23 protein-coding genes are annotated in these 23,976 nt (G+C 70.0%); 6 read left to right on the top strand and 17 right to left on the bottom strand.

Features of this window, described 5'->3' with window-relative positions; translation table 11 throughout:
• Window positions 1–29 precede the first annotated feature (29 nt).
• From ABL844_RS30030 to ABL844_RS30005, 6 genes are all read right to left on the bottom strand, one after another.
• Complete coding sequence (locus ABL844_RS30030; protein ID WP_184639664.1) at window positions 30–674, bottom strand: hypothetical protein; 645 nt, start codon at window positions 672–674, stop codon at window positions 30–32.
• Entirely contained in the window at window positions 671–1,483 is an 813-nt protein-coding gene (locus ABL844_RS30025) for a hypothetical protein (protein WP_418118307.1), read from the bottom strand. The genes ABL844_RS30030 and ABL844_RS30025 overlap by 4 nt, the downstream gene beginning before the upstream one ends.
• Window positions 1,480–1,974, bottom strand: coding sequence for a hypothetical protein (locus tag ABL844_RS30020; RefSeq protein WP_418129902.1), 495 nt, complete (start codon window positions 1,972–1,974; stop codon window positions 1,480–1,482). The genes ABL844_RS30025 and ABL844_RS30020 overlap by 4 nt, the downstream gene beginning before the upstream one ends.
• On the bottom strand, window positions 1,971–2,606 hold the full coding sequence (locus tag ABL844_RS30015) for a hypothetical protein (protein ID WP_184639667.1): 636 nt from the start codon (window positions 2,604–2,606) through the stop codon (window positions 1,971–1,973). The genes ABL844_RS30020 and ABL844_RS30015 overlap by 4 nt, the downstream gene beginning before the upstream one ends.
• On the bottom strand, window positions 2,606–3,211 hold the full coding sequence (locus ABL844_RS30010; RefSeq protein WP_184639669.1) for a hypothetical protein: 606 nt from the start codon (window positions 3,209–3,211) through the stop codon (window positions 2,606–2,608). Before ABL844_RS30010 ends, ABL844_RS30015 begins: the two co-directional genes overlap by 1 nt.
• A 62-nt stretch (window positions 3,212–3,273) precedes the next feature.
• Window positions 3,274–5,523, bottom strand: a complete 2,250-nt coding sequence (locus ABL844_RS30005) for a hypothetical protein (protein WP_418123159.1) — start codon at window positions 5,521–5,523, stop codon at window positions 3,274–3,276.
• A gap of 350 nt (window positions 5,524–5,873) precedes the next feature.
• Between ABL844_RS30005 and htpG the strand changes: the two genes are divergently transcribed.
• The 4 genes from htpG (at window position 5,874) to ABL844_RS29985 (ending at window position 10,220) form a co-directional block, all read left to right on the top strand.
• A complete protein-coding gene (gene htpG / locus ABL844_RS30000; protein WP_418129901.1) occupies window positions 5,874–7,910 on the top strand; it encodes a molecular chaperone HtpG in 2,037 nt (678 codons plus the stop codon).
• Window positions 7,907–8,590, top strand: coding sequence for a hypothetical protein (locus ABL844_RS29995; RefSeq protein ID WP_418129900.1), 684 nt, complete (start codon window positions 7,907–7,909; stop codon window positions 8,588–8,590). The genes htpG and ABL844_RS29995 overlap by 4 nt, the downstream gene beginning before the upstream one ends.
• Window positions 8,591–8,690: 100 nt before the next feature.
• Window positions 8,691–9,683, top strand: coding sequence for a Bug family tripartite tricarboxylate transporter substrate binding protein (locus tag ABL844_RS29990; RefSeq protein WP_184639677.1), 993 nt, complete (start codon window positions 8,691–8,693; stop codon window positions 9,681–9,683).
• A gap of 171 nt (window positions 9,684–9,854) precedes the next feature.
• Window positions 9,855–10,220: a nuclear transport factor 2 family protein gene (locus ABL844_RS29985; protein ID WP_418129899.1), complete on the top strand. Its 366-nt coding sequence runs from the start codon at window positions 9,855–9,857 to the stop codon at window positions 10,218–10,220.
• A 7-nt stretch (window positions 10,221–10,227) separates the two neighbouring features.
• Here the strand turns inward: ABL844_RS29985 and ABL844_RS29980 are convergent, their stop codons facing one another.
• From ABL844_RS29980 to ABL844_RS29965, 4 genes are read right to left on the bottom strand one after another with little or no spacing between them, the layout of a single operon-like run.
• On the bottom strand, window positions 10,228–11,355 hold the full coding sequence (locus ABL844_RS29980) for a hypothetical protein (RefSeq protein ID WP_418129898.1): 1,128 nt from the start codon (window positions 11,353–11,355) through the stop codon (window positions 10,228–10,230).
• A 3-nt stretch (window positions 11,356–11,358) separates the two neighbouring features.
• Window positions 11,359–12,129, bottom strand: a complete 771-nt coding sequence (locus ABL844_RS29975) for a hypothetical protein (RefSeq protein WP_126025451.1) — start codon at window positions 12,127–12,129, stop codon at window positions 11,359–11,361.
• Window positions 12,119–13,129: a hypothetical protein gene (locus tag ABL844_RS29970; protein ID WP_418129897.1), complete on the bottom strand. Its 1,011-nt coding sequence runs from the start codon at window positions 13,127–13,129 to the stop codon at window positions 12,119–12,121. The genes ABL844_RS29975 and ABL844_RS29970 overlap by 11 nt, the downstream gene beginning before the upstream one ends.
• Window positions 13,130–13,178: 49 nt before the next feature.
• Complete coding sequence (locus ABL844_RS29965; protein ID WP_418129896.1) at window positions 13,179–14,207, bottom strand: glycosyltransferase; 1,029 nt, start codon at window positions 14,205–14,207, stop codon at window positions 13,179–13,181.
• A 96-nt stretch (window positions 14,208–14,303) separates the two neighbouring features.
• Here ABL844_RS29965 and ABL844_RS29960 point away from each other — a divergent pair, with 96 nt between their 5' ends.
• A complete protein-coding gene (locus tag ABL844_RS29960; RefSeq protein ID WP_418129895.1) occupies window positions 14,304–15,650 on the top strand; it encodes a UDP-glucose dehydrogenase family protein in 1,347 nt (448 codons plus the stop codon).
• Here ABL844_RS29960 and ABL844_RS29955 read toward each other — a convergent pair.
• The 3 genes from ABL844_RS29955 to ABL844_RS29945 are packed head-to-tail and all read right to left on the bottom strand — an operon-like array spanning window position 15,636 to window position 19,489.
• The gene (locus tag ABL844_RS29955; RefSeq protein WP_418129894.1) at window positions 15,636–16,778 is read right to left on the bottom strand and encodes a CaiB/BaiF CoA transferase family protein; all 1,143 of its coding nucleotides are present in this window, start codon (window positions 16,776–16,778) and stop codon (window positions 15,636–15,638) included. The two genes, ABL844_RS29960 and ABL844_RS29955, sit on opposite strands and share 15 nt — an antisense overlap.
• Before the next feature lie 10 nt (window positions 16,779–16,788).
• Window positions 16,789–17,766 (bottom strand): Bug family tripartite tricarboxylate transporter substrate binding protein, encoded by a 978-nt coding sequence (locus ABL844_RS29950; RefSeq protein ID WP_418129893.1) that lies wholly within the window; start codon window positions 17,764–17,766, stop codon window positions 16,789–16,791.
• A gap of 31 nt (window positions 17,767–17,797) precedes the next feature.
• Window positions 17,798–19,489, bottom strand: a complete 1,692-nt coding sequence (locus ABL844_RS29945) for an acyl-CoA dehydrogenase family protein (RefSeq protein WP_418129892.1) — start codon at window positions 19,487–19,489, stop codon at window positions 17,798–17,800.
• A 100-nt stretch (window positions 19,490–19,589) separates the two neighbouring features.
• On the opposite strand from ABL844_RS29945, the gene ABL844_RS29940 reads away from it, so the two are divergent.
• Window positions 19,590–20,492: a LysR family transcriptional regulator gene (locus ABL844_RS29940; RefSeq protein ID WP_369660516.1), complete on the top strand. Its 903-nt coding sequence runs from the start codon at window positions 19,590–19,592 to the stop codon at window positions 20,490–20,492.
• Here the strand turns inward: ABL844_RS29940 and ABL844_RS29935 are convergent.
• From ABL844_RS29935 to ABL844_RS29920, 4 genes are all read right to left on the bottom strand, one after another.
• The gene (locus ABL844_RS29935) at window positions 20,483–21,517 is read right to left on the bottom strand and encodes a serine/threonine protein kinase (protein ID WP_418129891.1); all 1,035 of its coding nucleotides are present in this window, start codon (window positions 21,515–21,517) and stop codon (window positions 20,483–20,485) included. The two genes, ABL844_RS29940 and ABL844_RS29935, sit on opposite strands and share 10 nt — an antisense overlap.
• Before the next feature lie 35 nt (window positions 21,518–21,552).
• The gene (locus ABL844_RS29930; RefSeq protein ID WP_418129890.1) at window positions 21,553–22,668 is read right to left on the bottom strand and encodes a DUF2855 family protein; all 1,116 of its coding nucleotides are present in this window, start codon (window positions 22,666–22,668) and stop codon (window positions 21,553–21,555) included.
• Between the two features lie 163 nt (window positions 22,669–22,831).
• On the bottom strand, window positions 22,832–23,257 hold the full coding sequence (locus ABL844_RS29925) for an organic hydroperoxide resistance protein (protein WP_126025461.1): 426 nt from the start codon (window positions 23,255–23,257) through the stop codon (window positions 22,832–22,834).
• A gap of 106 nt (window positions 23,258–23,363) precedes the next feature.
• Window positions 23,364–23,819, bottom strand: coding sequence for a MarR family winged helix-turn-helix transcriptional regulator (locus ABL844_RS29920; RefSeq protein WP_418129889.1), 456 nt, complete (start codon window positions 23,817–23,819; stop codon window positions 23,364–23,366).
• Window positions 23,820–23,976: the final 157 nt, after the last annotated feature.

The following is a 23,976-nucleotide window of genomic DNA, read 5'->3' as shown; positions in this document are numbered from 1 at the left end:
GACGATTCTCCGAGCCGAGCCGCGCCGCTTCAGGGCGAACTGGCGGTGAAGGTGACCTGGCCGGTATAGGTGCCGGCGGTGCGGCTGGCGAGGTTGGCGTAGGAAAAGGTCCAGGTCGCGGTGCGCTGGGTGACGAGGTTGGTGAAGGCCGTGCCGACCACATTCACGGCGGCACCGGTGCCCGTGTTCGGAATCTGCGGCGCGGGCAGGTTGGCGTCGCTGCTGGCGATGGTGATCTCCGACAGCGGGATCGTGTTGGCGCCGCTGGCCAGCGGCGTCGTCGCGGTGGCCCGCAGCGTGACCTGCCCCGCGTTGCTGCGCACCTCCACCGGCAGCGCGTTGCCCGAGGGCGTGACGCCGAATCCGGGCGCCGCGCCGCTCCAGTTCACCGGTGTGTTGTTGCCCGCGACCGGCGTGGTGGGCACGGCCGGAATCGACGGCGTGAGCGCGAAGCTCACCGTGCTCACGGTGCCGCCCGGCGTGGGCCAGGCACCGTCGCCGATGCGGAAGAAGATGAACTTGTCGATGGCGATGGTGAAGTCCAGGTTCACGCCCGTGCTCAGCGGCACGGTCGCGCTGGGGCCGGCGGTGCTGGAGGCGGCCCGCGCGGCGGTCACCAGGCCCGTGCCCAGCGCAAGGGCCAGCAGTCCGGCGTGCGTCGCGCGAAGCGTCATTTCAGCTCCACGTCGACCTTGAAGCTGCCCTTCTCCCAGTCCAGCCTGCCGCTGGCCTTCACCGGATAGACGGGCTGCGGCGGGGGCTGCCCGCCCTCGCCCTTGGGCACCAGCGCCAGTGTGCGCGTCTGGCCCGGCAGGATCGGCGTGCCCTCGGGCACCAGCTCGAACGCGAGGCCCTTGCTGTCGGTGGCGTCCAGGCTGCCTTCGAGCCGGCCGTGGGCGTCGCCTGTGTTGGCCACCGTCACGACTGCGCGCCGCGCGCCGCCGGCTTCTCCGCTGGCGATCTGCCTGATCTCCAGCCTGGGCTCCGCGCCGTCGAGCATGACGTACACCGCCACCGCGATGCGGCCGGTGACCGGCAGGCTCAGGCTGGCGCCGCCGCCGCGGATGACGGTCTGCTGCGCCGGCTCCGTGCCCTCGATGGCGATCATGAATCGGCACTCGCCGCGCGGCGCATCGGCCGGCGGTTCGACCTGGAAGCGGAACGAGCGCTTGCCGCGCGCGGGCACCGTCACGTTGCGCCGCTCCAGCACCACCCACGGCCTGCAGCTGCCGGGCAGCAGCTCGTCGTGATAGCCGATGTTGCCTTCGGGCGAATAGCTCCAGTCGATGGTACGCATCGTCACCTCGGAGGCGGTCGAGGCCAGGTTGTGGATGTCCAGCGACTGGCCGAGCCGCGCGCCGGCCTTGCCCGCGAGCTCGAAGCGCGACGGGGTGACGGCCAGCTCGAAGGGCGCGGCCGTCGCCGTCCCGGCAGCGGCGAGCAGCACGAGGAAGAGGGGTGCGAGAAAGGCTGGTGCGTTCATGGCAGTGTCTCGATTTCGAAGAACGACTCGAAGCTCAGCGCCGAGCCCGACGGCATGCGCAGTTCGCGCGGATCGACGCGCAGCGTCAGCTCGAAGGTCTCGTTCATCCATGGCGACTGGACCACGCCGTTCCACACCTGCACCCGGTCGCCGGGGCGGCCGCTGCCGCCGGCGAAGGCGCCGTTGCCGCGCCACTGCACCAGCATGCCGGCGGGAGAGCGCAGGCCCGCCACCATCGCCGGGATCACGTAGAAGATGCGCGCGCGGCGGCCCACGTGCGGCGCGGTGGCCAGCCGGTACTCGACCCGCCCGAGCGGCAGCACCAGCATGTGGCCGTCCATGTCCTGGGCGTTGGCGAAGTCGCTGCGCACCTGTGCGCGCGGCGAGGCCGAGTCGTCCAGCCGCTCGAGCGCCGCCCGCGCCGGCACGCACAGCAGCGACGCAGCAGCCGCTCCTGCCGCGAGGACCGTGCGAAGGCGCTGGCGCTTCATTCCATCGACGCCGTGAAGCGCACGGTTCCCTTGTAGCTGCCGCCCGGATACACGACGTTGTTGTCGTAGGAGAACTGCAGCTGCGTGGCCGTGATGTTGTTCGACAGGTAGGTCCAGGTGCCGACGCCCAGCACGCAGGGCAGGCCGAGCGGGCCGACGCAGAAGGTGGCGTTGGCGTTGTAGCTTGCGATCGTCTGGTTGGCCGTGGCGGTGAAGCGGCCGCTCTGGATGTCGCCCGAGGCCGCGCTGCTGTTGTTCGTGGCCACCCAGCTGATGCTGCTGAACGGAATGGCAGTGCTGCCGCAGCCGCCCGACTGGCAGGTCAGGGCAGCGGATGAATCGACGCGCAGCGTCACCGGCCGCGCCACGGTGGTGTTGGCCACCGGCCGCACCGGCATCACCCAGACGCTGATGGCCGGCGTGCCGGTCACGGCCGTGGGTGTCAGCCCCGCGTTGGCGCCGGTCACGCTGAAGGCCACCGTGTCGACGGTCGCGCCGGACGAGCCCACGCGCAGCGTCAGGCTGTAGGTGCTTCCGGTGTCGGTGACCGTGGTGATGACGGCGCGCGCGGGCATTGCGGCAAGCATGGCCGCAGCCGTGAGCGCCGTCGCCGTTGCCGCACGCGCGGGCATCAGATGCCCTGGGCGGTGTACGTGATGGTGTTCGTGTAGGTGCCCGCGACCCAGCCGGCGGGCGTGCCGCCCAGCGTGTAGGCCCAGGTGCCGGATGCCACCGCGTTCGAGGGGAACGAGGTCGAGGCGCAGGCGCCGAGGTTGGCCCCGGGGTGCGGCAGCGTGCCCGTGGTCGCGACTGTGAAGTCCGCGTTCGCCGGACCGCCGGCCGCGGGCGCCCAGGTGCCCATGGCGCAATTGATGGTGCCTGCGCCCGCGTTGGTCCAGGCGTACACGTTGAGCGTGTTCGTGGTCGACGCGGGCGCGACGGTGGGCGCCGCGCCGTTCCAGTCGACGCTGGTGTTGTTGCCCGTGACCGGCGTGGTCGGCACCGGCGGGATGCTGAGGGTGGAGGCCCAGGTCACTGTGTCGATGGTGGTGTCGGTCGAGCCCACGCGCAGCAGGATCAGCTTGGGTACCGTCACGCTCAGGTTCACCCTGGCCTGCGCCGTGATCGTGCCCGTGCCGGAGCCGTACTGGCTCTCGGCCATGGCATTGGCGCCGGCGAGCGCGAGGCCCGCGAGGCACAGCGCCTGCAGATTGCGGGAGATGGGTGCTCTGGTCATGGACTCTCCTTGGGTTGAATGCATGAGGGGGAAAGAGGCGGCAGGCAGCTCGGTTCGTTCGTTCACTCGCCCACCTTCACGACGGGGATCGCCGCGCCGGCATGGCCGCGCAGCGGAACGTTCACGCTCACCCCGTTCTCGCCGGCCGCGCCCCATGGCAGCGGCACGCTCTCGAGCCGGAGCGTCAGCTGGTGGCGGCCGGTGGTCACCATCGGAAATTCGAAGCGACCGTCGCGGTCGGTGACGGCGCGGTAGCGGCCGTCGAGCAGCACCTCGACGCCCGAGACGCCGCCCTCGCCCGATTGCTCCTCGCCGTCGCGGTTGGCGTCGTAGAACACGCGGCCCGACACGCTGCCGCCGCCCGGCCCCTCGGTGCGCATGCCGGCGGCCCGGTAGCCGGTGCCGGCGCTGCCCTCCCAGCGCAGGTAGACATAGGCCGTCTTCTCATTGCTGCGGTAGAGGCTGGGGCCCGACCACGATGTCGGCAGCAGCGAGGCCCGCGCCTGGTTGAAGTTGGCCATGAAGCCCAGCCGCCAGCCCGAGCCCAGGTCCTTCTCGGCCGTGAGCGAGCCCGACAGGCCCCGGCTGGTGTAGAGGCCGCCGCTTTGCGAGGTGTAGCGCAGGTTGCCGCCCACGTTGAAGCCGCCGTCGAACCAGTAGCGGAACTGCAGGCCCGCCGTCGGATAGCTGCGGGCGGTGCCGCCGCTGCGGTCGCGCGCGTGGCCGATGGTGGTGGTGAGCTCGGGGCGCATGGTCTCGGAGCGCCCACCGATCCAGTCCTGCTCCCACTGCACTTCCTGGCCCGTGGCGGCGGTGTCGCCCAGCACGACCAGTTCGTTGCGCCGCACCGTCAGCGTGAAGCGGCTGCGCGGCCAGTCGAAGAAGCGGGTCTGGTAGAAGGCGCTCGCGTAGAGGCTGCGGCCGTCGCCGGCGCCGGTGGACGTGCCCGGCAGGCTGCCGGCGGGGCTCGCTTCGTAGCGCGTGCGGTAGGCGCTCACGCTGCCGCCGATGGAGTTGTAGCGGTCGAAGAGGTACTGGAAGTTGCCGTTCGCGCCCACGCGCCGGTAGCCCGAGAGGCGGAAGCTCGCGTCGGTCGCCGCGCGCTCGTAGTCCAGCCCGGCGCCCCAGCTCATGCGGCTGGTGTTGCGATCCACCCGCCAATAGGCGCCGCGTGTGCCGGTGGCCAGCGCGTAGTCGCCGAAGTACAGGTTGGGCCGCGCGGCATAGGCGCCGAACTCGTGGCGGTAGAGGCCGGTGCGCGCGCTCGCCTCGACGAAGAGGCCGTGCGAATCGCCGGTGGCCACGCCCGGCGTGGGCGAGCTCACGCGGCTGCCCACCAGCGTGGCGCGCGCCTTGAGGTCGCCGTCGCGCAGCACCTCGCGGCCGTAGCCCAGCGAGGTGGCCCAGCTGGTGACGTCCTTGCGGCCGAAGCCCTGGGCCGTCAGCGGGTCGTAGTAGTAGGCGGGCACATTGCGCGCCTGGTCGAGCTGGAACGCGGTGAACCACTTGTCGTCCAGCCGCAGCGTGGCGCCGAGCCAGCCCAGCGTGCCCTGGCTCTTCTCGAAGCCCGGATAGGGCCCGCCCGTGAGGTTGCCGCGCTGGCCGAAGCCGGCGCGCAGGTCGAGGCCGCTGTTGAAGACGCGGGCGGAGGCGCCGCGCACGGTGGTCGAGCCCAGCGAAAGGCGGTAGTTGCGCGAGAGGCCGTCGGTGAGCTCGCTGTAGGTGTCGCCCACGGTGGTGTCGGCGAAGGTCCGGGTGGTCAGCGGAAAGCCGAGGTTGCGCAGCGTGAAGCGGCCGCTGGTGTTCTCGCGCGCATAGCCCAGCGAGCCGATGCCGAAGCCGCTGCCCGTGGTGTTGTCGCCGCCGAGGTGGCGGCCGTCGGCCTGCAGCACGAATTCGCCGTAGTTGAGGGTCTCGCGGCGGTACTCGAAGCGCTGGCCCAGCTCGGTCGCGCGCTGGCGGCCGTAGCCGGTGGTGGTGGCCTCGCCGAAGCCGATGCGGCTTTCCACCAGCCAGGCGCGGTAGCCCTCGGGCTGCGCGGCTTCGGGCTCTTGCTCGGCCGAAGCCCGGTCCGGCGGGGCGGTGTCGGGCGTCATGAAGCGGTCTTCGTAGGCCTTGGGCGCGGATTCCATGAGCGCCTTCAGCCGCGCCTGCTCCGCCTGCGCGCGGTCGAGGGTTTCGATGCGCGCGTCAGCCACGGCATGGGCGGCCGGGGCGCTCGCCTGCGACTGCTGCTGGGGTTCCGCCTGTGCCTGCGCACAGGACAGCCAGGCGAGGGCGGTCGTGCACTCGAGCCATGCAAGGGCGGCCACCGGGCGCCTCGCGGCTCCGGGCGGGCCGGAAACGGCCCCTGGCGACGTGCAAGTCATCAGAAGTCATCCCTTGTCTCGTTCCCCGGGGCTGCACCCCTGTTCGTGTCACTTCTTGGCAGTCGTCAGGATATTTCAGAACTGTTAACAAGAGTCAATTTTTCGGGGCGCGGAGGGTTTTCCCCAGAGGAGGACGCGAGCCTCGGACCTTCAGGAAGGCCAAAAATGGAACGTTGGATTTCATTTGCTCTTGATGAGAACAAAAGACGGCCCAATTGAAGACGTTGGCGCGGCGGCGCCCTGCAGCGCCGCGCCCGACTTAGAATTTTTCCGGTTTCGACATTTCAATTTCCATGGCTGATTCCTCCAAAACCAAACTCCCGTTCCAGGCTGAAGTCGCGCAACTGCTGCACCTCGTCACGCATGCGCTGTACTCCAACAAGGAAATCTTCCTGCGCGAGCTGATCTCGAATGCATCGGACGCCTGCGACAAGCTGCGCTTCGAGGCCCTCGACCATCCCGAGCTCTACGAAGGCCAGTCCGACCTCGACGTGCGCCTGAGCTTCGACAAGGCCGCGCGCACCATCACCATCACCGACAAGGGCATCGGCCTGTCGCGCCAGGAGGCGATCGACAACCTCGGCACCATCGCCAAGAGCGGCACCAAGGACTTCATGAGCAAGCTGAGCGGTGACCAGAAGGCCGACGCCCAGCTCATCGGCCAGTTCGGCGTGGGCTTCTACTCGGGCTTCATCGTGGCCGACAGGATCACGGTCGAGTCGCGCCGCGCGGGCCTTCCGGCCGACCAGGGCGTGCGCTGGGTGAGCGGCGGCGCCGGCGACTTCGAGGTGGCCGACATCACGCGTGCCGAGCGCGGCACCAGCATCACGCTGCACCTGCGCGAAGATGCAGACGAATACCTCAACGCCTGGAAGCTCAAGCAGATCGTCGGCAAGTACTCCGACCACATCTCCCTGCCCATTCTCATGGAGAAGGAGGAGTGGAAGGACGGCGAGAACGACCAGCCCGGCGACATGGTCAAGACCGGCGAGTGGGAAACCGTCAACAAGGCCAACGCCCTGTGGAGCCGCCCCAAGAAGGACATCACCCCCGAGCAGTACGAGGAGTTCTACAAGAGCATCAGCCACGACTACGAGGCCCCGCTCGCCTGGAGCCACAACCGCGTGGAAGGCAGCACCGAGTACACGCAGCTGCTGTACATCCCGGCCAAGGCCCCCTTCGACCTGTGGAACCGCGACAAGAGCGCGGGCGTGAAGCTCTACGTGAAGCGCGTCTTCATCATGGACGACGCCGATGCGCTGATGCCCAGCTACCTGCGCTTCGTCAAGGGCGTGATCGACTCGGCCGACCTGCCGCTGAACGTGAGCCGCGAGCTGCTGCAGGAAAGCCGCGACGTGAAGGCCATCCGCGAGGGCAGCACCAAGCGCGTGCTCGGCATGCTGGAAGACCTGGCGAAGAAGCAGAAGACCGCGCCCGAGAGCGGCGAGGGCAAGATCGACGTGGGCTCGGGCGAGTCGGTGCCGGCACCGGACCCCACCGAAGGCGTGACCGATGTGGTCGACAAGAACGCCCCCACCGCCGCTGAAACCGCCGCAGCCGCAGCCGACGAATCGGGCAAGTACGCCAGGTTCTACGCCGAGTTCGGCGCGGTGCTCAAGGAAGGCCTGGGCGAGGACTTCGCCAACCGCGATCGCATCGCCAAGCTGCTGCGCTATGCCTCCACCACCACCGACTCGGTGAGCGTGAGCTTCGCGGACTACAAGGCCCGCATGAAGGAAGGCCAGGACGCCATCTACTACATCACGGCCGACACGCTCGCCGCCGCCAAGAACAGCCCGCAGCTCGAAGTCTTCAAGAAGAAGGGCATCGAGGTGCTGCTCATGACCGACCGTGTCGACGAGTGGGCGCTGAACTACCTCAACGAGTTCGACGGCACGCCGCTGCAGAGCGTCGCCAAGGGCGCGGTCGACCTCGGCAAGCTGCAGGACGAGGCCGAGAAGAAGGCCGCCGAGGAAGCCGCCGAGTCGTTCAAGCCCATGCTCGAGAAGCTCAAGGAAGCGCTGAAGGACAAGGCGGAAGACGTGCGCGTGACCACCCGCCTGGTCGACTCGCCCGCCTGCCTGGTGGTGCAGGACGGCGGCATGAGCACGCAGCTCGCGCGCATGCTCAAGCAGGCCGGCCAGCCCGCGCCCGAGCTCAAGCCGGTGCTCGAGGTCAACGCCGAGCATCCGCTGGTGAAGAAGCTCGAGGGCTCCTCGCACTTCGACGACCTGGCCAACATCCTGTTCGACCAGGCCCTGCTGGCCGAAGGCGGCCTGCCGGCGGACCCGGCGGCCTACGTGAGGCGCGTCAACGCGCTGCTGGTGTGAACGGCCGGCCGCGCGTCATCCGGGCAGCGGCCGTCGTTCCGGCGGCGGCGCTGCTGCTCCTGGCGGGCGGCTGTTCCCACTACCACGTCGGCATTCCACTGGTGCCCGGGCTCTCGCTGGGGCTCGGCGCCACGAAGGACGGCAATTTCTCCGTCGGCTTGAACACCGGCTTCGGCCCGCTCGGCGCGGGCGTGGCGGTGAACAACGGCGGGCAGGTGTCGGGCTCGGCCGGCGTGGGCGTCGGCGTGGGGCCGGTGCGCACCGGCGTGAGCAAGAGCGCGATGCTCTACGACCCGAAGGGCCAGCCGGTGGCGGCGCCCGCCGCACCTGGCGCACCCGTTGCGCAAGCCGCGGCGACCAGCGGGGTGGCCGCCGCCGCGCCCGCCGCCGCGCCCGCCGCCGCGCCCGGCACCCCCGTGCAGTACTACTCGACGCCAGAGGCGCCGTTCACGCCCGTGGCGCCTGTCGTTCCGCCGGCTCCGGTGGCTGCGGCGCCTGCGCCAGTCAGGAGGGCGCCGCTGGTCAAGATCACGCGCCCGCCGCCCGAGCCCATCGCTCCCGTGGCGCCTGTCGCCGCAGCGGCGCCCGCCGTGAACGTCACTTACCGCACGCCGGCCGTGGCGGCCGCCGCGGCATCGGCCCGCGAGGCCGGCACGCCTGGCAATCCGGTCGCGCCCTGATCTCTTACTGATCCCGCTCGGCCCTTGTGGCCTCGTGCGCCCCGAGCCGCCCGGCATCGGGCGATGCCACTACCATGGCGCAGGACCCTTCCTCCGCCCCATGACACGCCGCCGACCGCTTCTGCAGCAACTGCTGGCCACGACCACGCTCGCGGCCGCGCCGTGGCTGCCGCGAGCGGCGAAGGCGCAGTTCGCCTACCCCTCCAAGCCCATCCGCTGGATCGTGCCCTACCAGGCCGGCGCGGGCACCGACATCGTCGCGCGCACCATCGGCGCCCAGCTGGCCATCGACTCGGGCCAGTCGGTGACCATCGAGAACCGCGGCGGTGGCAACACCGCGCTCGGCGCCATCGAGGCGGCGCGCGCCCCGGCCGACGGCTACACGCTGCTGTCGGCCGACAGCGGCACGCTGGTGTTCAACCCGGCGCTGTACCGCAACCTCAGCTACAACCCCTCGCGCGACTTCGCGCCCGTCACCCTGCTCGGGCGGTTGCCGATGGTGCTGCTGGTGGGGCCGGCCAGCGGCGTGAAGGATGCGCGGGCCTTCATCGACGACGCGCGCGCCTTCCCCGGCAAGGTCAGCTACGCCTCGGCCGGCACCGGCAGCCCGCAGCACCTGTCGATGGAGCTGCTCGAACGAGAGGCTGGCCTGGAAATGGTGCACGTGCCGTATCGCAGCGCCGCGGCCGCGGTGGCTGACGTGGCCGGCGGCCAGCTGCCGGTGATCATGTGCGACCTGGCCGCCTCGCGCCGCTTCATCCCCGGCGGCAGGCTGCGCCCGCTGGCGGTGGCGAACCCCGTGCGCCTGGCGCAGCTGCCGCGCGTGCCCACCTTCGCCGAAATCGGCCTGCCGCGCGTGGAGGCCGCCGCGCTCCTGGGCCTGGTGGTGCCCGCCAACACGCCGGGCGAGATCGTCTCGCGGCTGCAGCAGTCGGTGGCCAGCGCCATCCACAACCCCGCAGTGCTGCGCAGGCTGGCCGAGTTCGGCGTGGAGCCCGCGGGCGACACGCCCTCGCGCTTCGCGGCGCTGCTGCAGGGCGAATCGGCGCGGTGGCATCCGCTGATCCGCGACCTGAATCTTTCGTTGGATTAGCCAGGCCCCTTGTTTGTCCCGGGGAGGACACCAGTAACAGGAGCCCACGAGCCGAAGACTGACGTCGTCGTTGCGGCCGGGCCGGCAACCGGGCAGGCCGGACTGATGGAAATTCGCCTTCGCCGGCACGCGTGCATTCGCATGCGCCGCACGAACACAGGAGAGTTCCGGATGTCCGAGACCCACAAGGCGATTCTCGAAAAGGCCAACGCCGCCATCACCCAGGGCGACCACGAAGGATTTCTCGCGTTCTGCACCGACGACACGAAGTGGACCTTCGTCGGCGACAGAACGCTCGACGGCAAGCAGGCGGTGCGCGAATGGATGGCGACCGCCTACCGGGAGCCGCCCCGGTTCGAGGTGCACCGCCTGATCGCCGACGGCGACTTTCTCGCGGCCCTTGGCGAGATCACGCTGAAGGACGAGGCCGGCAAGGCGACCCGCCATGCGTACTGCGACGTCTGGCGCTTTCGCGACGGCCGGCTGGCCGAGCTGCAGGCCTTCGTCGTCGAAGCCCGCCCGCAGGCCCAGGACTGAGGGCCGCCTATCGCTGCGCGTTGGCCGCGGCAAGCCCGTAAAGCAGCCCGACCCATTGCCGGAGCCGCTCGATGGCCGCCTGCCGGCCATCGGCATTGCGCGCTGCGCCATCGGCAGATGCCGCGAGCAGTTCCTCCGCCGCTCCCGCCACCGCCCGCGCGAACTTCGGTGCATCGCCACGCCACACCACCACCCGGTGCGCCAGCCCCAGCTGCGCCGCGCGGCCCGCGTTGATCGCCTGCTCGGGCTGGTCGGTGAGCAGCAGCAGGATCGGTTTGCGGTAGACCGCCGCGATCGACAGCGCCGCCATGCCCGGCGCCGAGACGATGAAGGCGCTGTGCGCGGCCGCCTCGATCCAGTGCTCGTCGCGCGCATGCCAGTGCGGGCGGTGCGCATAGCCTTCGCCGACGAGGTGCGCGGGCACGCCGGCGTCGGCGAGGCCTCGCTCGAGCCCGTCGGCCAGCGCCGGTTCCTGGAAGTGCGGGTTGAGGTAGACGGCCGCCAAGCGCTGCCGCGTTGCATCGCCCCTGTCCACCGCATCGACCACCGCCACCGGCGTGGCCAGCCGGTGGCGGCCGTGGCCGTCGTGCTGCGGTTCGCCGTAGGCGAAGTCGTGCTCGATACGCGCGAGGCTGCGGTCGATCTGCCAGGCCACGATGCGGCCGAACACCCGGGCTACGAAACCCGGCATGCGGCCGCTGAAGTTGGTCTCCAGCGCATGCCGCAGGCTCGCGCCGTACACGTGCACCACCTTGCGCCGCCACAAGGGCAGCCAGCCCATCAGCAGCAGCGCGGGGTGGAAGGAGTCGTTCACCACCAGGTCGGCATCGCGCAAGTGTGCGCGCAGCTTCCACACGTCGCGCAGCATGCGTTCGGGCCTGAACATGTACAGCGCCACGTTGCGGTCGGTCTCGCGGCGCAGCATGTTCTGCTGCGTGTCGAACTGCACCGCGTAGTGGCGCGAGAGCACCGGCGCGTCGATGCCGAAGCCGGCGAGGAAGCGCGCGCCTTCGTCGGAGGTGGTGAGCACGCGCACCTGCGCGCCGGCCTCGCGCAACGCATGCGTGAGCAGCTGCGCGCGCATGAGGTGGCCGCGCGCGTCCGCGGTCGCGAGGTAGAGGATGCGCGGCGGCATCGCTCAGGCGTGGTGCCGCACCGGCGGTGCCGAGCCGGGGCGCAGGCGCAGCGCCACGCCGGCCAGCCACATGCCGAGCGCGCCGGTCACGCCGAAGCCGCGCTCGGTGTCGCGCACCTCGCGCATCACCCGCGCGAGCCGCTGCTGCTCGTGCGGCGCCACGCATCGCTGCAGCGTGTGGCTGCACAGCCGGATGTGGCGGTCCTCGTCGGCCATCACGCGCGACAGCAGCGGATGCAGCGCGTGCTGCGGGCCGATCAGCGCGCAGTGGCGCTGCAGGATGCGCGAGGCCATCTGCTCGGCCGCGAGGCCGATGGCGTAGGCCGGCACCAGGCCACCGTGTGCAAAGTGCGGCGCGTGGCGGCGGATCAGCGCCTGCCAGCGCGCGAGCTTGCGGCGGCTGAACCAGTCGGGCTGTGGCGCTTCTTCCGGCGACGCAGCGGCCTGCGCATTGCCGCCGCGCTCGACGATGGCCTGCGCGAACAGGCGCGCGTGCAGTTGCTCGTCGGCCAGGTGCTGGTCGAGCTGGCGCGCCAGCCATTCGGGCGGCGCGATGCGCAGTTCGCGCTGCAGGGCCTGCTCGGACGACTCCTCGCCCACCAGGTAGAAGCGCAGCAGCAGCATCTCGCCCTCGTTGCTCGCATGCAGCTGGCGCAGCGCGGCGCGCTTGACGTGATGCACCAGCCAGGCTTGCAGCGCGGGCCAGCCGCGCAGCCGCGGCGGCGAGAGGCAGTCGAAGCCGGGCGCGGTGCCGGATGCGGGTTCAGCGGCCATCGGCCTTTGTCTTCGCCGTCTGCGGCTGTTGCTGCTGCCAGCCCAACACCAGCCCGATGAAACTGTCCTGCAGGAAGGCGCGCGCGGCCGCGTCGGCACCCGCGAACTCGCGCTGCTGGCCGTCGTAGCGGATGTAGCCCTTGCCGTTGGCGGCGCCGAGAAGCAGCTTCTCGTTCTTGCGGAAGCCGCGCTGCAGCAGGGGCTGCAGCAGCGACTGCGATTCGAGCCCGTACAGGAACAGGTCGCGCTGCACCACCTGGCGCGGGATCTGGCCGCTCAGTGCCTGCAGCTCCAGCGTCCAGTTGCCCTGCTGCATGGCCTCCGCCAGGTCGCGGTCCTTGGCGCCTGGCGCGCGGAAACGCGCGCGCGCCACCGACTTCGAGGCGCGGCTCAGGCCCAGGCCGATGGTGATGTCGGCGTCCCTGGCGCCGTCGGCGCGGTTGTCGTCCACCTGCACGAAGACGTTGGCCAGCCGCGCGGCCAGCGATGGCCTGGCCAGCGCCTCGACGATCTGCTCGGGGGTGAGCATCACGCGTTCGGTGCCGGGCTCGTTCACCGTCACCTTGTACGGATCGATGCGGATGTCGTCGAACTCGCCGCTTACGGGCGAGTGCGCATGGCTGCTCACCGACCACTCGGTGCCCGAACGACTCAGCAGCGCATGGAAGGTCAGCGGCACGCGCTGGCCGTCGCGCGCGCGGCCCGAGCCCTGCAGCAGCACGTCGCCGACGATGGTTTTCTCGGGATAGCTGCGGGTGCTGGCGAAGCGGATGGTGTGCGCCGCGGCGTCGAGCGCGGCGTGGGTGTCGGCGTCGTCCAGCGCGAGGCGGTTGCACTCGCTGCCGCCACCCGCGAGCGCCGCGAAGGGGCAGCCGGCGTCGGACTTGAAGTTGAAGACGCCGCGGCCCGCGAAGTCGGCGGCACCAGCCAGCGTGAACGCGCCTGCGAGCGCGAGGCCCAGTGCCGTGCGGCGGACGGAAAGTGAAGAGAAGTTGCGCATGGTCTTTGGTTGTTCTTCTTCTGCGGAAAGGAAAAAAGGCGGGGCTCGATCAGGGCCGGTGATAAGACAGCGCCTGCGCATCGGCATTGGTGCGCCCGGTCGTGTGCCAGCCGATGCCGCGCGCGAACGCGCCCAGCATGTCGACGGCCGAGAAACCGAGGATGAGCGCCACGCCCGCGAGCCAGCGCAGTCCGCGCAGCGGCGGCAGGTCCTGATGGTTCAGCGCCTTCATGCTGAAGCCCAGCCGCGTGAAGAGCACCGCCAGCGGCCCGATCGGACCGCTCTTCGCGAGCCATTGCCAGCGCGGCGAGACGTAGCTGCGCAGCAGGTGCGGCGTGAGCGAATAGGCGTCCTGCCCGCGCATCCAGCGCAGTTTCAGCGCCTCTGCGCGCGTGTCGGGCAGGCGGTGCTCGGTGTGGGCCGCGGCCGCGTAGTGGATGGGCACGCCCGCCGCCTTCAGCCGCATGCCGAGCACTTGGCAGTGCGCGCGGTAGACGCCGTCGAGCGCCTGGTAGCTGTGCTGCTCGAACACGTCGCGGCGAAAGGCCACGTTGTTCGCGTAGAAATTGCTCGTGGCCCCCGCATGGTCGGCGTTGGGGAAGTACATGAAGTCGATGGTGGTGAGGGCCGTGCCCACCACGTTGGCCGCATAGCTGGTGCGGCCAGCCACCACGGCGGGGGCATCGGCACCCTTGGTGAACGGCAGCAGCATCTGCAGCAGCCAGTCGTCGTCGGGCAGGCAGTCGGCATCGGCGAACACCACGTGCGTGCAGCGCTGCGCGTCGGTGGCCGCGAAGCCGGCGTTCTTGGCGTCGTAATAGCCGGTGCTCGTGTCGATGCGCACGAAGTCGATGGGGCGGCCGGCGAGCGCGCTCACGGCCTCACAGGTGGCAGGGCTCAATCCGTCGTGCGTGATGACCACCTGCGCGAGCGCGCTCAGCGGCAGCTTCTGTTTCGCCAGCAGGGCGACGAGGCGCTGCAGGCTTGCGCCCGCCCTGGCCTCTGCATCGGCGCCGCCGCGCAGGTTGTTGGTCTCCAGGACCAGCGCGCAACGCGCGGCAACTTGATCGGGCATCATCGAATTTTCCTGTCCGGACATCGTTTTGAAGGCTTGCATCCTGCTTTTATCGCACAACCGCTCCCGCCACCAGTGCCGCACGCCATGGGGCCGTCCATGAAGGTGACCATCTTCGGCGCGGGCTACGTGGGCCTGAGCTTCGCCGCCTGCCTGGCCGAGGCGGGCCACGAGGTGCTCTGCGCGGACGCCGACCCGGCGCGCATCGAGGGCCTGCAGGGCGGCCGGATGCCGCTGCATGAGCCCGGCCTGGAAGCGCTGGTGGCCTCGGGCGTCGCGGCGGGCACGCTGCGCTTCACCGCCGACGAGTGCGCGGCCTGCGAGCATGGCGAGCTGCTCTTCATCGTGGTGAACACGCCGGCCGATGCGCAGGGGCGGGTCGATCTGCGGCACGTCATCGCGGTGGCCGCCGCCATCGGGCGGCATCGCGACCGCGACGCGCTGGTGGTCTGCAAATCGACCGCGCCCGTGGGCACGGCCGCGCAGGTCGAGGCCGTGCTGGGCGGCGAACTCGCGCAGCGCGGCACGCGGCACCGCATCGCGGTGGCGGTGAACCCCGAGTTCCTGCGTGAAGGCTCGGCCGTGCGCGACTGCCGCCGGCCCGACCGCGTGGTGATCGGCAGCGAAGATCCATGGGCCATCGAGCTGCTGACCAGGCTCTACGCGCCTTTCATTCAAGATCCGCAAAGGCAGCTGCTCGTGATGGACCGCCGCTCGGCGGAGCTCGCCAAGTACGCGGCCAACGCGATGCTCGCCACCCGCATCAGCTTCATGAACGAGATGGCGCGCGTGGCCGAGCAGGCGGGCGCCGACATCGAGGCGGTTCGGCTCGGCATCGGTGCCGACCGGCGCATCGGGCCCGACTTCCTGCAGGCCGGCGTGGGCTATGGCGGCTCCTGCCTCGCGAAGGACGTGCGGGCGCTCACGCATGCGGCCGAACGTGCGGGCCATGCGCTGCGCATCCTTTCCGCCGTCGCTGCCACCAACCACGAGCAGAAAGGCAGGCTCTTCGAGCTGATGTCGCGGCACTTCGGCGGCACGCTCGCGGGCCGGACCATCGCCGTGTGGGGCCTGGCCTTCAAGGCCGACACCGACGACATGCGCGACGCGCCCAGCCTCGTGCTGCTGGAACGCCTGTGGGCGGCCGGCGCGCGCGTGCGGGCCTACGACCCTGCCGCGATGACGAATGCGCGCGGCATCGTCGGCGAGCGCGACGACATCCGCTGGTGCACCACCGCGCAGGAGGCGCTGCAAGGAGCCGATGCGCTGGCCGTGGTCACCGAGTGGGAGGAGTTCCGGCGGCCCGACTTCGCGCAACTCGCCGGCGAGTTGAACGCGCCGCCGGTCATTTTCGACGGGCGCAATCTCTACGATGCGGCGCAGGCCGAGTCGGCGGGCATCGCCTACTACGGCATCGGCCGGGGCCGGTCGTCAATGCTGCGCTGAGTCTTCCGAAGGCACAAAGGCATCGCCCGGCGTGAGCGGCGCATGCCGGTAGCTGGCCGGCGTGCGGCTCAGCTTCACCGGTGCGCCTATGCCGCGGTAGCCGCCGGGCATCTCCACCACCATCTCGCGATGAAGCGTGTGCGGATGCTGCAGCGCTGCATCCACCGGCAGCACCGGCGCGGCGGGCACGCCGGCGGCCATGAGTTGATCGACCAGCGCGCGGCCATCGAAGGCGGCCATCGCGGCTTCGAGCCGCTGCTTGAGTTGCCCGCGATTGACCGAGCGTGCGCCGGCCGTGCGGAAGAGCGGGTCTTCAGCGAGTTCGGGCAGGCCGATGCAGCGGCACAGGCTCGCGAACTGCCGGTCGTTGCCCACCGCCACGAACACAGGATCGGTGCCGGTGGCCAGCGCGTCGTAGGGATAGATGTTCGGATGCGCGTTGCCGGTGCGGCGGGGCTCGGTGCCGTCCATGAACCAGTTGGCGGCGTGCGGATGCAGCAGCGAGAGGCCGCTGTCGTACAGCGCCGCCTCCACGAACTGGCCGCGGCCGCTGCGGTTGCGCTCCTGCAGCGCGAGCAGCACGCCGATCACCGCGTTGAGGCCGGTCACCATGTCGACCACCGGCAGGCCCACGCGCAGCGGGCCGCCGTCGGCCTCGCCGTTGATGCTCATGATGCCGGTCATGGCCTGCACGGCGGCGTCGTAGCCCGGCAGCGCGCCCAGCGGGCCGTCGGCGCCGAAGCCCGAGACGCGGCACCACACGAGGCGCGGGAAGCGCTTCGACAGCTCCTCGTAGCCGATGCCCCAGCGTTCCATGGTGCCGGTCTTGAAGTTCTCGATCAGCACGTCGGCCTCGGCCACCAGCGCGAGCAGCGCCCCGCGGCCTTCCTCGGTCGAGAAGTCGAGGTGCTGCACGCGCTTGTTGCGGTTGAGCCCGTGGTAGTACGAGGCCACGCCTTCCCTGAAGGGGGGGCCCCAGGTGCGCGTGTCGTCGCCCTGGGGCGGCTCGACCTTGAGCACGTCGGCGCCATGGTCGCCGAGGATCTGGCCGCAGTAGGGGCCGCCGAGGATGCGGGAGATGTCGAGTACGCGGATGCCGGCGAGGGCGCCCTTGGAGGCCTGGTTCATTTCGGTGTTCTCAATCGAGCTGCGCGCCGGACTTCTTCACGACGTCCTTCCACTTCACCGATTCGCCTGCGATGAACTGCCCGAGCTTCTGCGGCGATGTATCGGCCGGCACTTCGAGGCCCTGCGCCGCGAACATCTGCTTCACCTTGGGCGAATTCAGCACCTCGGCGAACGCATGGTTGAGCTTGTTCACGCGGTCGGCAGGCGTGCCGGCCGGCGCGACGATGCCGAAGAACACGCTCACGTCGTAGCCCTTGTAGCCCTGCTCGGAAATCGTCGGCACATCGGGCAGTGCCTGCGAACGCGCCACGGTGGCCACGCCCAGCGCGCGCAGCTTGCCGGCCTTGACGTAGGGCAGCGCGGTGAGGATGTCGGTGAAGGTCATGCTGACCTGGTTGCCCAGCAGGTCGTTGAGCGCGGGGCCGGTGCCCTTGTAGGGAATGTGCTGCAGGTCGGTGCCCGCCACCGAATTGAAGAGCACGCCCGCGAGGTGCGACGAGGCGCCGTTGCCCGACGAGGCATAGCTGAGCTTGCCCGGGTTGGCCTTGGCGTAGGCCACCAGCTCCTGCACGTTCTTCACCGGCAGCGTGGGGTTGACCACCAGGATGTTCGGCAGGTAGCCGACCTGGATCACTGGCGCGAAGCTCTTCACCGGGTCGTAGTTGATCTTGCGGTACAGGCTCGAGTTGATGGCCAGCGGGCCCGAGGTACCGAACAGCAGCGTGTGGCCGTCGGCCTCGGCGCGCGCAACGAACTCGGCGCCGATGTTGCCGCCGGCGCCCGCGCGGTTCTCCACGATCATGGGCTGGCCGAGGCGGTCCTTCATCTCGGCGGCGAGGGTGCGGGCCATCGCGTCGGTCGGACCGCCGGGCGGGAAGGGCACGACCAGCATCAGGGGCTTGGAGGGAAAGGCATCGGCCGCTTGCGCAGCGGGCATGGCCGCCGTCAGCGAGGCGCAGGCGGCCAGCAGGAAGGTGAAGCGTTTCAAGGGTGTCTCCGTTTTATTGAAAGAAGAAGGCTCAGGCGGGCACGGCCGCCGACGAAGCCGCCGCGGCGTTCCAGTCCGCCGGCATCGCGTCGGGCGAGAGCGGATCGCGCGGCAGCACGCGGTGCAGCAGCACCAGTTGCGCCCAGCGCAGGCGTGCCGCGGAGCCGCCGTGCGCGGCTTCCCAGGCCATGGCGATGGCGCTGGTGCAGTGATAGAGCGCCGATGCGGCCTGCCGCGCGAGCACGTCGCCGCCTTCGCGTGCGGCGGTCTCGGTGAGCGCGGCGGCGCGGTCGAGCGCGTCGCGCAGGGCCTTGGCGAAGGCGGGAGCCAGCGCCGCATCTGCAAGCAGCTTCTCGCAGTGCGCGCGCAGCACCGGCAGCGAGCCTTCGCGCTTCACCGCGCGGATCACGTCCAGCGCCACGATGTTGCTCGTGCCTTCCCAGATCGATCCCAGGTGGGCGTCGCGCACGAGCCGCGCGTCGCTCCATTCCTCGATGTAGCCGCAGCCGCCGCGCACCTCCATCGCGTCGCCCGTGACCTTGCGCGCATCGCGGCAGGCGCGGAACTTGATGAGCGGCGTGAGGATGCGCAGCAGCGCGTACGCATCGGGCTCGCCCGCGTCGGAGCGCGCGAGCGCCAGCGCCGTCTGGCACACCATGGTGCGCGCCTGCTCGGCGGGCAGGCGCAGCTTGTCGAGCTGGCGCTGCATCAGCGGCATCTGCTCCAGCGTGCGGCCGAAGGCGCGGCGCTCGGATGCGATGAATTCGGCCTCGGCCACCGCGCGGCGCATCAGGCCGGCGGCGCGCACGCCATTCGACAGGCGCGAGTTGTTGACCATGTCGGCCATCTGCACGAAGCCGCGGCCTTCCTCGCCCACCAGCCAGGCGGTGGCGCCTTCGAGGCGGATCTCGCCGCTGGCCATGGAGCGCGTGCCGAGCTTGTCCTTCAGCCGGATGATGCGGTAGCTGTTGAGGCTGCCGTCGTCGAGCCGGCGCGGCAGCAGGAAGAGCGACACGCCCTTCATGCCCTGCGGGCCGTCATCGGCGCGCGCGAGCACCATCGCGAAGTCGGCGTCGGGGTTGGAGCAGAACCACTTGTCGCCCGTGAGGCGCCAGCTGCCGTCCGATTCGCGGCGGGCCAGCGTGGCGGTGGCGGCGATGTCGGAGCCGGCGGCCTGTTCGGTCATGAACATCGCGCCCTGCGCGAGTTCGTCGAAGTCGAGCGAGGTGAGGCGCGGCAGGTATCTGGCGACCAGCTCCGGGCTGCCGAACTTCTTCAGCGTGCGCGTGAGCGAGTCGGTCATCGACACCGGGCAGCACAGGCCGAACTCCGCCTGCACGAACAGGTAGGTCAGCACGTACTTGACCAGCGGCGGCATCCTGCCCTTCCAGCCCAGCGTGTCGTCACGGTGCGAGATGGCGGCCAGGCCGAATTCGGCGAGCGCGAGGCGCTCCATCTCCACGTAGGCGGGGTGCTTGACGATCTTCTGCTCGTCCAGGCCGGTGCGCGTGCGCTGCTTCAGCACCGGCGGGTTGCGGTCGGCGGTGCCGGCCAGCTCGTCGATCAGGCCGCCCGCGAGGCCGCCCAGGCGCTCGAAGTGCGGCTGCATGTGGCGGCGCAGGTCGTCGGGCAGGTAGAGCGCGAGCAGGGCGTGCAGCTCGGCGTCGGTGGTGAAGAGGTTCTGGCCGTGGCGATCGGGGATCGGATGGGCGTGCTCTGCCATGCGCTTTGTCTCCTTGAGTCTCTGGTTTGGCGCATTGTTGAAGCCGAAACGATCCGTGTCTAATATCGATTCGGTCTTGTTCGATTCGATCTGACTATCCATGGAACTGCGTCACCTGCGCTATTTCTCCGTGCTCGCCGAGGAGCTGCACTTCGGGCGGGCGGCGCGGCGGCTGTCGATCTCGCAGCCGCCGCTGTCGGTGGCCATACGGCAGCTCGAGGACAACGTGGGCGCGCGCCTCTTCGAGCGCAACAGCAAGGAGGTGCGGCTCACGCCCGCGGGCGAGGCGCTGCGGGTTTCGGCGCGCAGGCTGCTCCTGCAGGCCGAGGAAGCCGCCATCGAGGCGCGCGACGTGGCGCTGGGGTCGGCCGGGCGGCTGCGCATCGGCTTCGTCGGCGCGATGCTGTACCGGGGCCTGCCGCAGGCGCTGCGCGCCTTCCAGGCGAAGCACCCGGCGGTGCGCATCACGCTGAGCGAGCTCAATTCGGGCATGCAGATCGCCGAGCTGCTGAACGACCGGCTCGACCTGGGTTTCGCCCATACGCACCGCGTGCCGGACGAGCTGCAGCACCGGCTGCTGCTGTCGGAGCCCTTCGTGGCCTGCCTGCCCGCCGGGCACGCATTGGCGCGCAAGCGCGTGCTGGCACCGGCCGACCTGCGCGAGCAGCCCTTCGTGCTGTTCTCGCGCGAGGTCTCGCCCGACTATCACGAGCGCATCCTGAGCATCTGCGCCGACGCGGGCTTCTTGCCCGAGGTACGGCACGAGGTGCGGCACTGGCTCGCGGTGGTCTCGTGGGTGTCGCAGGGGCTGGGCGTGGCGCTGGTGCCGCAGGCGATGCGGCATTCGGCCTTGCGCGGCGCGGTGTTCAGGCCGCTCGACAGGGCCGTGGCTCAGTCGGAGGCCTACGGCATCTGGCGCAGCGGGCCGGCCAATGTGCTGGTCGAGCGGCTGCTGGAAGGCGTGGCCGAAAGCCTCGCCGCCACCCGCGGCGATCAGGCGTAGAGCGGCTCTTCCGCCATCTGCTCGCACTGCTCCTCGAGCATGAGGATCTGCCCCTTCCAGTAGTCGCTGGAGCCGAACCACGGGAAGTTGATCGGGAAGATCGGGTCTTCCCAGCGCCGCGCCAGCCAGGCGCTGTAGTGGATGAGGCGCAGCGTGCGCAGCGGCTCGATCAGCGCCAGTTCGCGGCGGTCGAACTCGCGGAACTGCTCGTAGCCGTCGAGCAGGCCCGACAGCTGCGAAGTGCGCTGTGCGCGGTCGCCCGACAGCAGCATCCACAGGTCCTGCACCGCGAAGCCGGTGCGCGCGTCGTCGAGGTCGACGAAGTGCGGGCCGCCGCCGGGACGGTCGGTGGGCGTCCAGAGAATGTTGCCGGGGTGCACGTCGCCGTGCAGGCGCAGCTTGCGGGGCTGGAAGTCGGCCGAAGGCGGGCTGGCCGCGAGCGCGGTGGCGCCGATCATGTCCAGCGCCTCGTTGCAGGCCTTTTCCCAGTCGCGCTGCACGTCGAGCGGGATCTTGTCGTTGGCGAGCAGCCAGTCGCGCGAGGCGATGCCGAAGGTCTGCAGGTCGAGTGCGGGCCGGGCCTCGAAAGGCCTGGCGCTGCCCACCGTGTGGATGCGCGCGAGGAAGCGGCCCACCCATTCGAGCACTTCGAAATCGTCGAGCTCGGGCGCGCGGCCGCCTCGGTAGGGGCCCACGCTGAAGGCGAAGCCGGCGTGGTGGTGCAGCGTCCTGCCGTCGAAGGCCAGCGGGGGCACGGCAGGCACCTCGGCGGCGGCCAGCTCGAGCGAGAAGCCGTGCTCCTCGAGGATCTCGGCCTCGCTCCAGCGGCCGGGGCGGTAGAACTTGACCACCACCACGCTGCGGTCTTCCAGGTGGACCTGGTAGACACGGTTCTCGTAGGAATTCAGGCCGGTGAGCCGGCCGTCGCCGTGCAGGCCGAGCGTCGCGAGCGCGTCGAGCACCACGTCGGGCGTGAGGCTCTCATAAGGATGTGTGTTCGCGGGCGCCGCGGAAGATTGGGTCATGCGGCGATTGTCGTCGCCGCGCGATGCCCCTGGCGTCAGCCTGCGGCGGACTGCTTGCAAAGGGACAGGATGTGGCCGGTGCGCGGATCGCCCTTGCCCGCCAGCACCTGCGCGTAGGCGGCCTGCACCGCCACGCCGCCGTTGTGATGCTCGGCATGCAGCCAGGGCGCCTTCGCATCGGTGACGGTGGCCATGAAGTCGTGCCAGGCCGCGACCATGCGGCGGCCGAACTCCTCGGGGCCCCATTCGGTGGTTCGCTTCTTGATCTGCGCCGGCGCGAAGAACAGCGTGGCGCGCGGGCCCGGCAGGTCCTTGCCTGCGCCCTTGGACGCGAGCTGCTCGACGTGGGTGCCGCCGATGGAGCTGCTGTACTTCAGGTTGGCGAAGCGCTCGTGGATGGCGTTGCGCAGCGTGCCGTTGCCGGCGAAGTCGACGTACACGCAGGGCGTGTCGGCCGCGATGGAATCGAGCGCGTCGTAGGTCACCACGCGGTCGTAGCAGCCAAGGCTCTCGCAGAACGCCACGTTGGCGGGCGAGGTCAGGCCGATCACTTCGATGCCCTCGCGCTTGTGCATCTGGAAGGCGGTGCCGTAGGCCGTCTTGCTCGATGCACTGGACAGCAGCATGGTGCCGGCGCCGAAGAAATCGTTGTCGGCCATGAAGTCGTCGATCAGCCACGAGGTGATGAACAGCGGGCGCAGCAGGGCCTGGATGTCTTCGGTGCCGGCCGTGTAGAGCGGGTCGCTCGCGCAGCGGAAATACTGGTTGTAGACGGCGGGCAGTTCGGCGCGGTGCGGCGCCACGTCGGTGAAGCGCTCGGGCGAGAGCCGCCCGGGGCTCAGCACCGCGCTGGAGGCCATCGGCCAGTAGCCGTAGAGCCGCTCGCCCACCGGCACGCCCGGGTGCAGCGACTGCACCACGCTCGCGAAGCCCCACACGGGGATGCTGCCCCAGCCTTCCTCGCCGCTCGGGAAGAACTGCCAGTAGCTCATCGCGTCGCCGAAGGCGGCATACGTGATGTTGTTGGACGTGAGCGCGAAGCTGTCGATGCGCACGCGCACCTGGCCGTCGGCGAGTGCTTCGTCTGTGGCGGTGTGGAGGCGCGTGGTGGAAAGCTGGTCTTTGCGGATGAGGAGGCTGGTGGTGCTCATGAGCGTGGCTCCTGGCGGTTGTGGTGTTCGCCTACGTTAGCCAAGCTTGATGAAAGGCGCCATCGCGCAACCGTGTTTGGCGTCACCCGTGAGACATCGGCGGGCATGAAAAAAGCGGCCCGGCTTGGGGCCGGGCCGCTTCGGGTTCGCTTGTACGCGAGGCTCAGGCGATGCTGAGTTCGACGTCGATGTTGCCGCGCGTGGCGTTCGAGTACGGGCACACCTGGTGCGCCGTGTCGACCAGCTTCTGCTTGGCCTCGGCATCCAGGCCGGGCAGCGTGATCGCCAGCTTCACGGCGATGCCGTAGGCGGCGCCGCCGTTCGTCGGGCCAAGCGAAACGCTGGAGTCGATGGCGACGTCTTCCGGCACCTTCACGCCGATCTTCGGGCCGACGGCCTTCATCGCGCCGATGAAGCAGGCGGCATAGCCGACCGCGAACAGCTGCTCGGGGTTGGTACCGGGCTTGCCGGAACCGGGCGAGCTCAGCTTGACGTCGATGGCGCCGTCGCTGGACTTGCCTGCGCCGTCACGGCCGCCGACCGTGTGGGCTTCTGCGGTGTAGAGCACTTTGTCGAGCTTGGTGGTCATGGTGATTCCTTTGGTGGTGATGAAGTTGAAGGGAGGGTGGTGAAAAGGCTTCGTTCTCTTTCCTTGCGGAGGTCGAGCGGAGCGGGAGAAAAATGTGGCGCTGCCGTCAGGCTGCCTTCCTGATGCGGTCGCGCAGCGTCTGGATCTGCTGGGTGAGGGAAACCAGCTCGGGCACCGAGCACTCGGCCGCGGCCATCAGGCAGGCCGGCACGCTGGATGCGCGGTTCTTGAGCCTGCGGCCCGCCGCAGTCAGCGTGATGTGCACGCGCCGCTCGTCGGCCACGTCGCGCACCCGTGCCACGTAGCCGTTGGCTTCCAGGCGCTTGAGCAGCGGAGTGAGCGTGCCCGAATCGAGCGAGAGGCGCTCGCCGAGCTCGGAGACCATGAGGCCGTCCTGCTCCCAGAGGGCGAGCATGACGAGGTATTGGGGGTAGGTGAGCTGCAGCTTCTCGAGCACCGGCTTGTACAGCCGCGTCATGGCCAGCGAAGCGGAATAGACGGCGAAGCACAGCTGGTTGTCCAGCTTCAGCATTTCGTCGGCGTTGATGGCGGTGGAGCGCATGGGCCGAATTGTAGCGAGCAATTAGATTGCGTGCAATGTAATTTGAAAGTGTCAGTATCGAGGTGAAGTCAGGGCACATGAACCCGGTTTTCGTGTCGGCCTGTTGACCCGGCCCCAGGGACAGCCCTTACAAAGGCAGACTCGTCGAAAAAGGTTC

The organism is Variovorax sp. 278MFTsu5.1, assembly GCF_048305045.1.
GTDB lineage: Bacteria > Pseudomonadota > Gammaproteobacteria > Burkholderiales > Burkholderiaceae_C > Variovorax > Variovorax guangxiensis.
Note: the sequence above shows the minus strand (reverse complement) of the source record. Positions and strands in the feature narration are given on the sequence as shown.

Bases quoted from the DNA above. Each gene is read 5' to 3' on its own strand.
- ABL844_RS29935 (WP_418129891.1), bottom strand. From the start codon at position 21,517: ATGACCCAATCTTCCGCGGCGCCCGCGAACACACATCCTTATGAGAGC.
- ABL844_RS29985 (WP_418129899.1), top strand. From the start codon at position 9,855: ATGTCCGAGACCCACAAGGCGATTCTCGAAAAGGCCAACGCCGCCATC.
- ABL844_RS29975 (WP_126025451.1), bottom strand. From the start codon at position 12,129: ATGGCCGCTGAACCCGCATCCGGCACCGCGCCCGGCTTCGACTGCCTC.
- ABL844_RS29945 (WP_418129892.1), bottom strand. From the start codon at position 19,489: ATGGCAGAGCACGCCCATCCGATCCCCGATCGCCACGGCCAGAACCTC.
- ABL844_RS29930 (WP_418129890.1), bottom strand. From the start codon at position 22,668: ATGAGCACCACCAGCCTCCTCATCCGCAAAGACCAGCTTTCCACCACG.
- ABL844_RS29965 (WP_418129896.1), bottom strand. From the start codon at position 14,207: ATGATGCCCGATCAAGTTGCCGCGCGTTGCGCGCTGGTCCTGGAGACC.
- ABL844_RS29960 (WP_418129895.1), top strand. From the start codon at position 14,304: ATGAAGGTGACCATCTTCGGCGCGGGCTACGTGGGCCTGAGCTTCGCC.
- ABL844_RS29920 (WP_418129889.1), bottom strand. From the start codon at position 23,819: ATGCGCTCCACCGCCATCAACGCCGACGAAATGCTGAAGCTGGACAAC.
- ABL844_RS30010 (WP_184639669.1), bottom strand. From the start codon at position 3,211: ATGACCAGAGCACCCATCTCCCGCAATCTGCAGGCGCTGTGCCTCGCG.
- ABL844_RS30015 (WP_184639667.1), bottom strand. From the start codon at position 2,606: ATGCCCGCGCGTGCGGCAACGGCGACGGCGCTCACGGCTGCGGCCATG.
- ABL844_RS30020 (WP_418129902.1), bottom strand. From the start codon at position 1,974: ATGAAGCGCCAGCGCCTTCGCACGGTCCTCGCGGCAGGAGCGGCTGCT.
- ABL844_RS30025 (WP_418118307.1), bottom strand. From the start codon at position 1,483: ATGAACGCACCAGCCTTTCTCGCACCCCTCTTCCTCGTGCTGCTCGCC.
- ABL844_RS29955 (WP_418129894.1), bottom strand. From the start codon at position 16,778: ATGAACCAGGCCTCCAAGGGCGCCCTCGCCGGCATCCGCGTACTCGAC.
- ABL844_RS30030 (WP_184639664.1), bottom strand. From the start codon at position 674: ATGACGCTTCGCGCGACGCACGCCGGACTGCTGGCCCTTGCGCTGGGC.
- ABL844_RS29990 (WP_184639677.1), top strand. From the start codon at position 8,691: ATGACACGCCGCCGACCGCTTCTGCAGCAACTGCTGGCCACGACCACG.
- ABL844_RS29970 (WP_418129897.1), bottom strand. From the start codon at position 13,129: ATGCGCAACTTCTCTTCACTTTCCGTCCGCCGCACGGCACTGGGCCTC.
- htpG (WP_418129901.1), top strand. From the start codon at position 5,874: ATGGCTGATTCCTCCAAAACCAAACTCCCGTTCCAGGCTGAAGTCGCG.
- ABL844_RS29940 (WP_369660516.1), top strand. From the start codon at position 19,590: ATGGAACTGCGTCACCTGCGCTATTTCTCCGTGCTCGCCGAGGAGCTG.
- ABL844_RS29980 (WP_418129898.1), bottom strand. From the start codon at position 11,355: ATGCCGCCGCGCATCCTCTACCTCGCGACCGCGGACGCGCGCGGCCAC.
- ABL844_RS29925 (WP_126025461.1), bottom strand. From the start codon at position 23,257: ATGACCACCAAGCTCGACAAAGTGCTCTACACCGCAGAAGCCCACACG.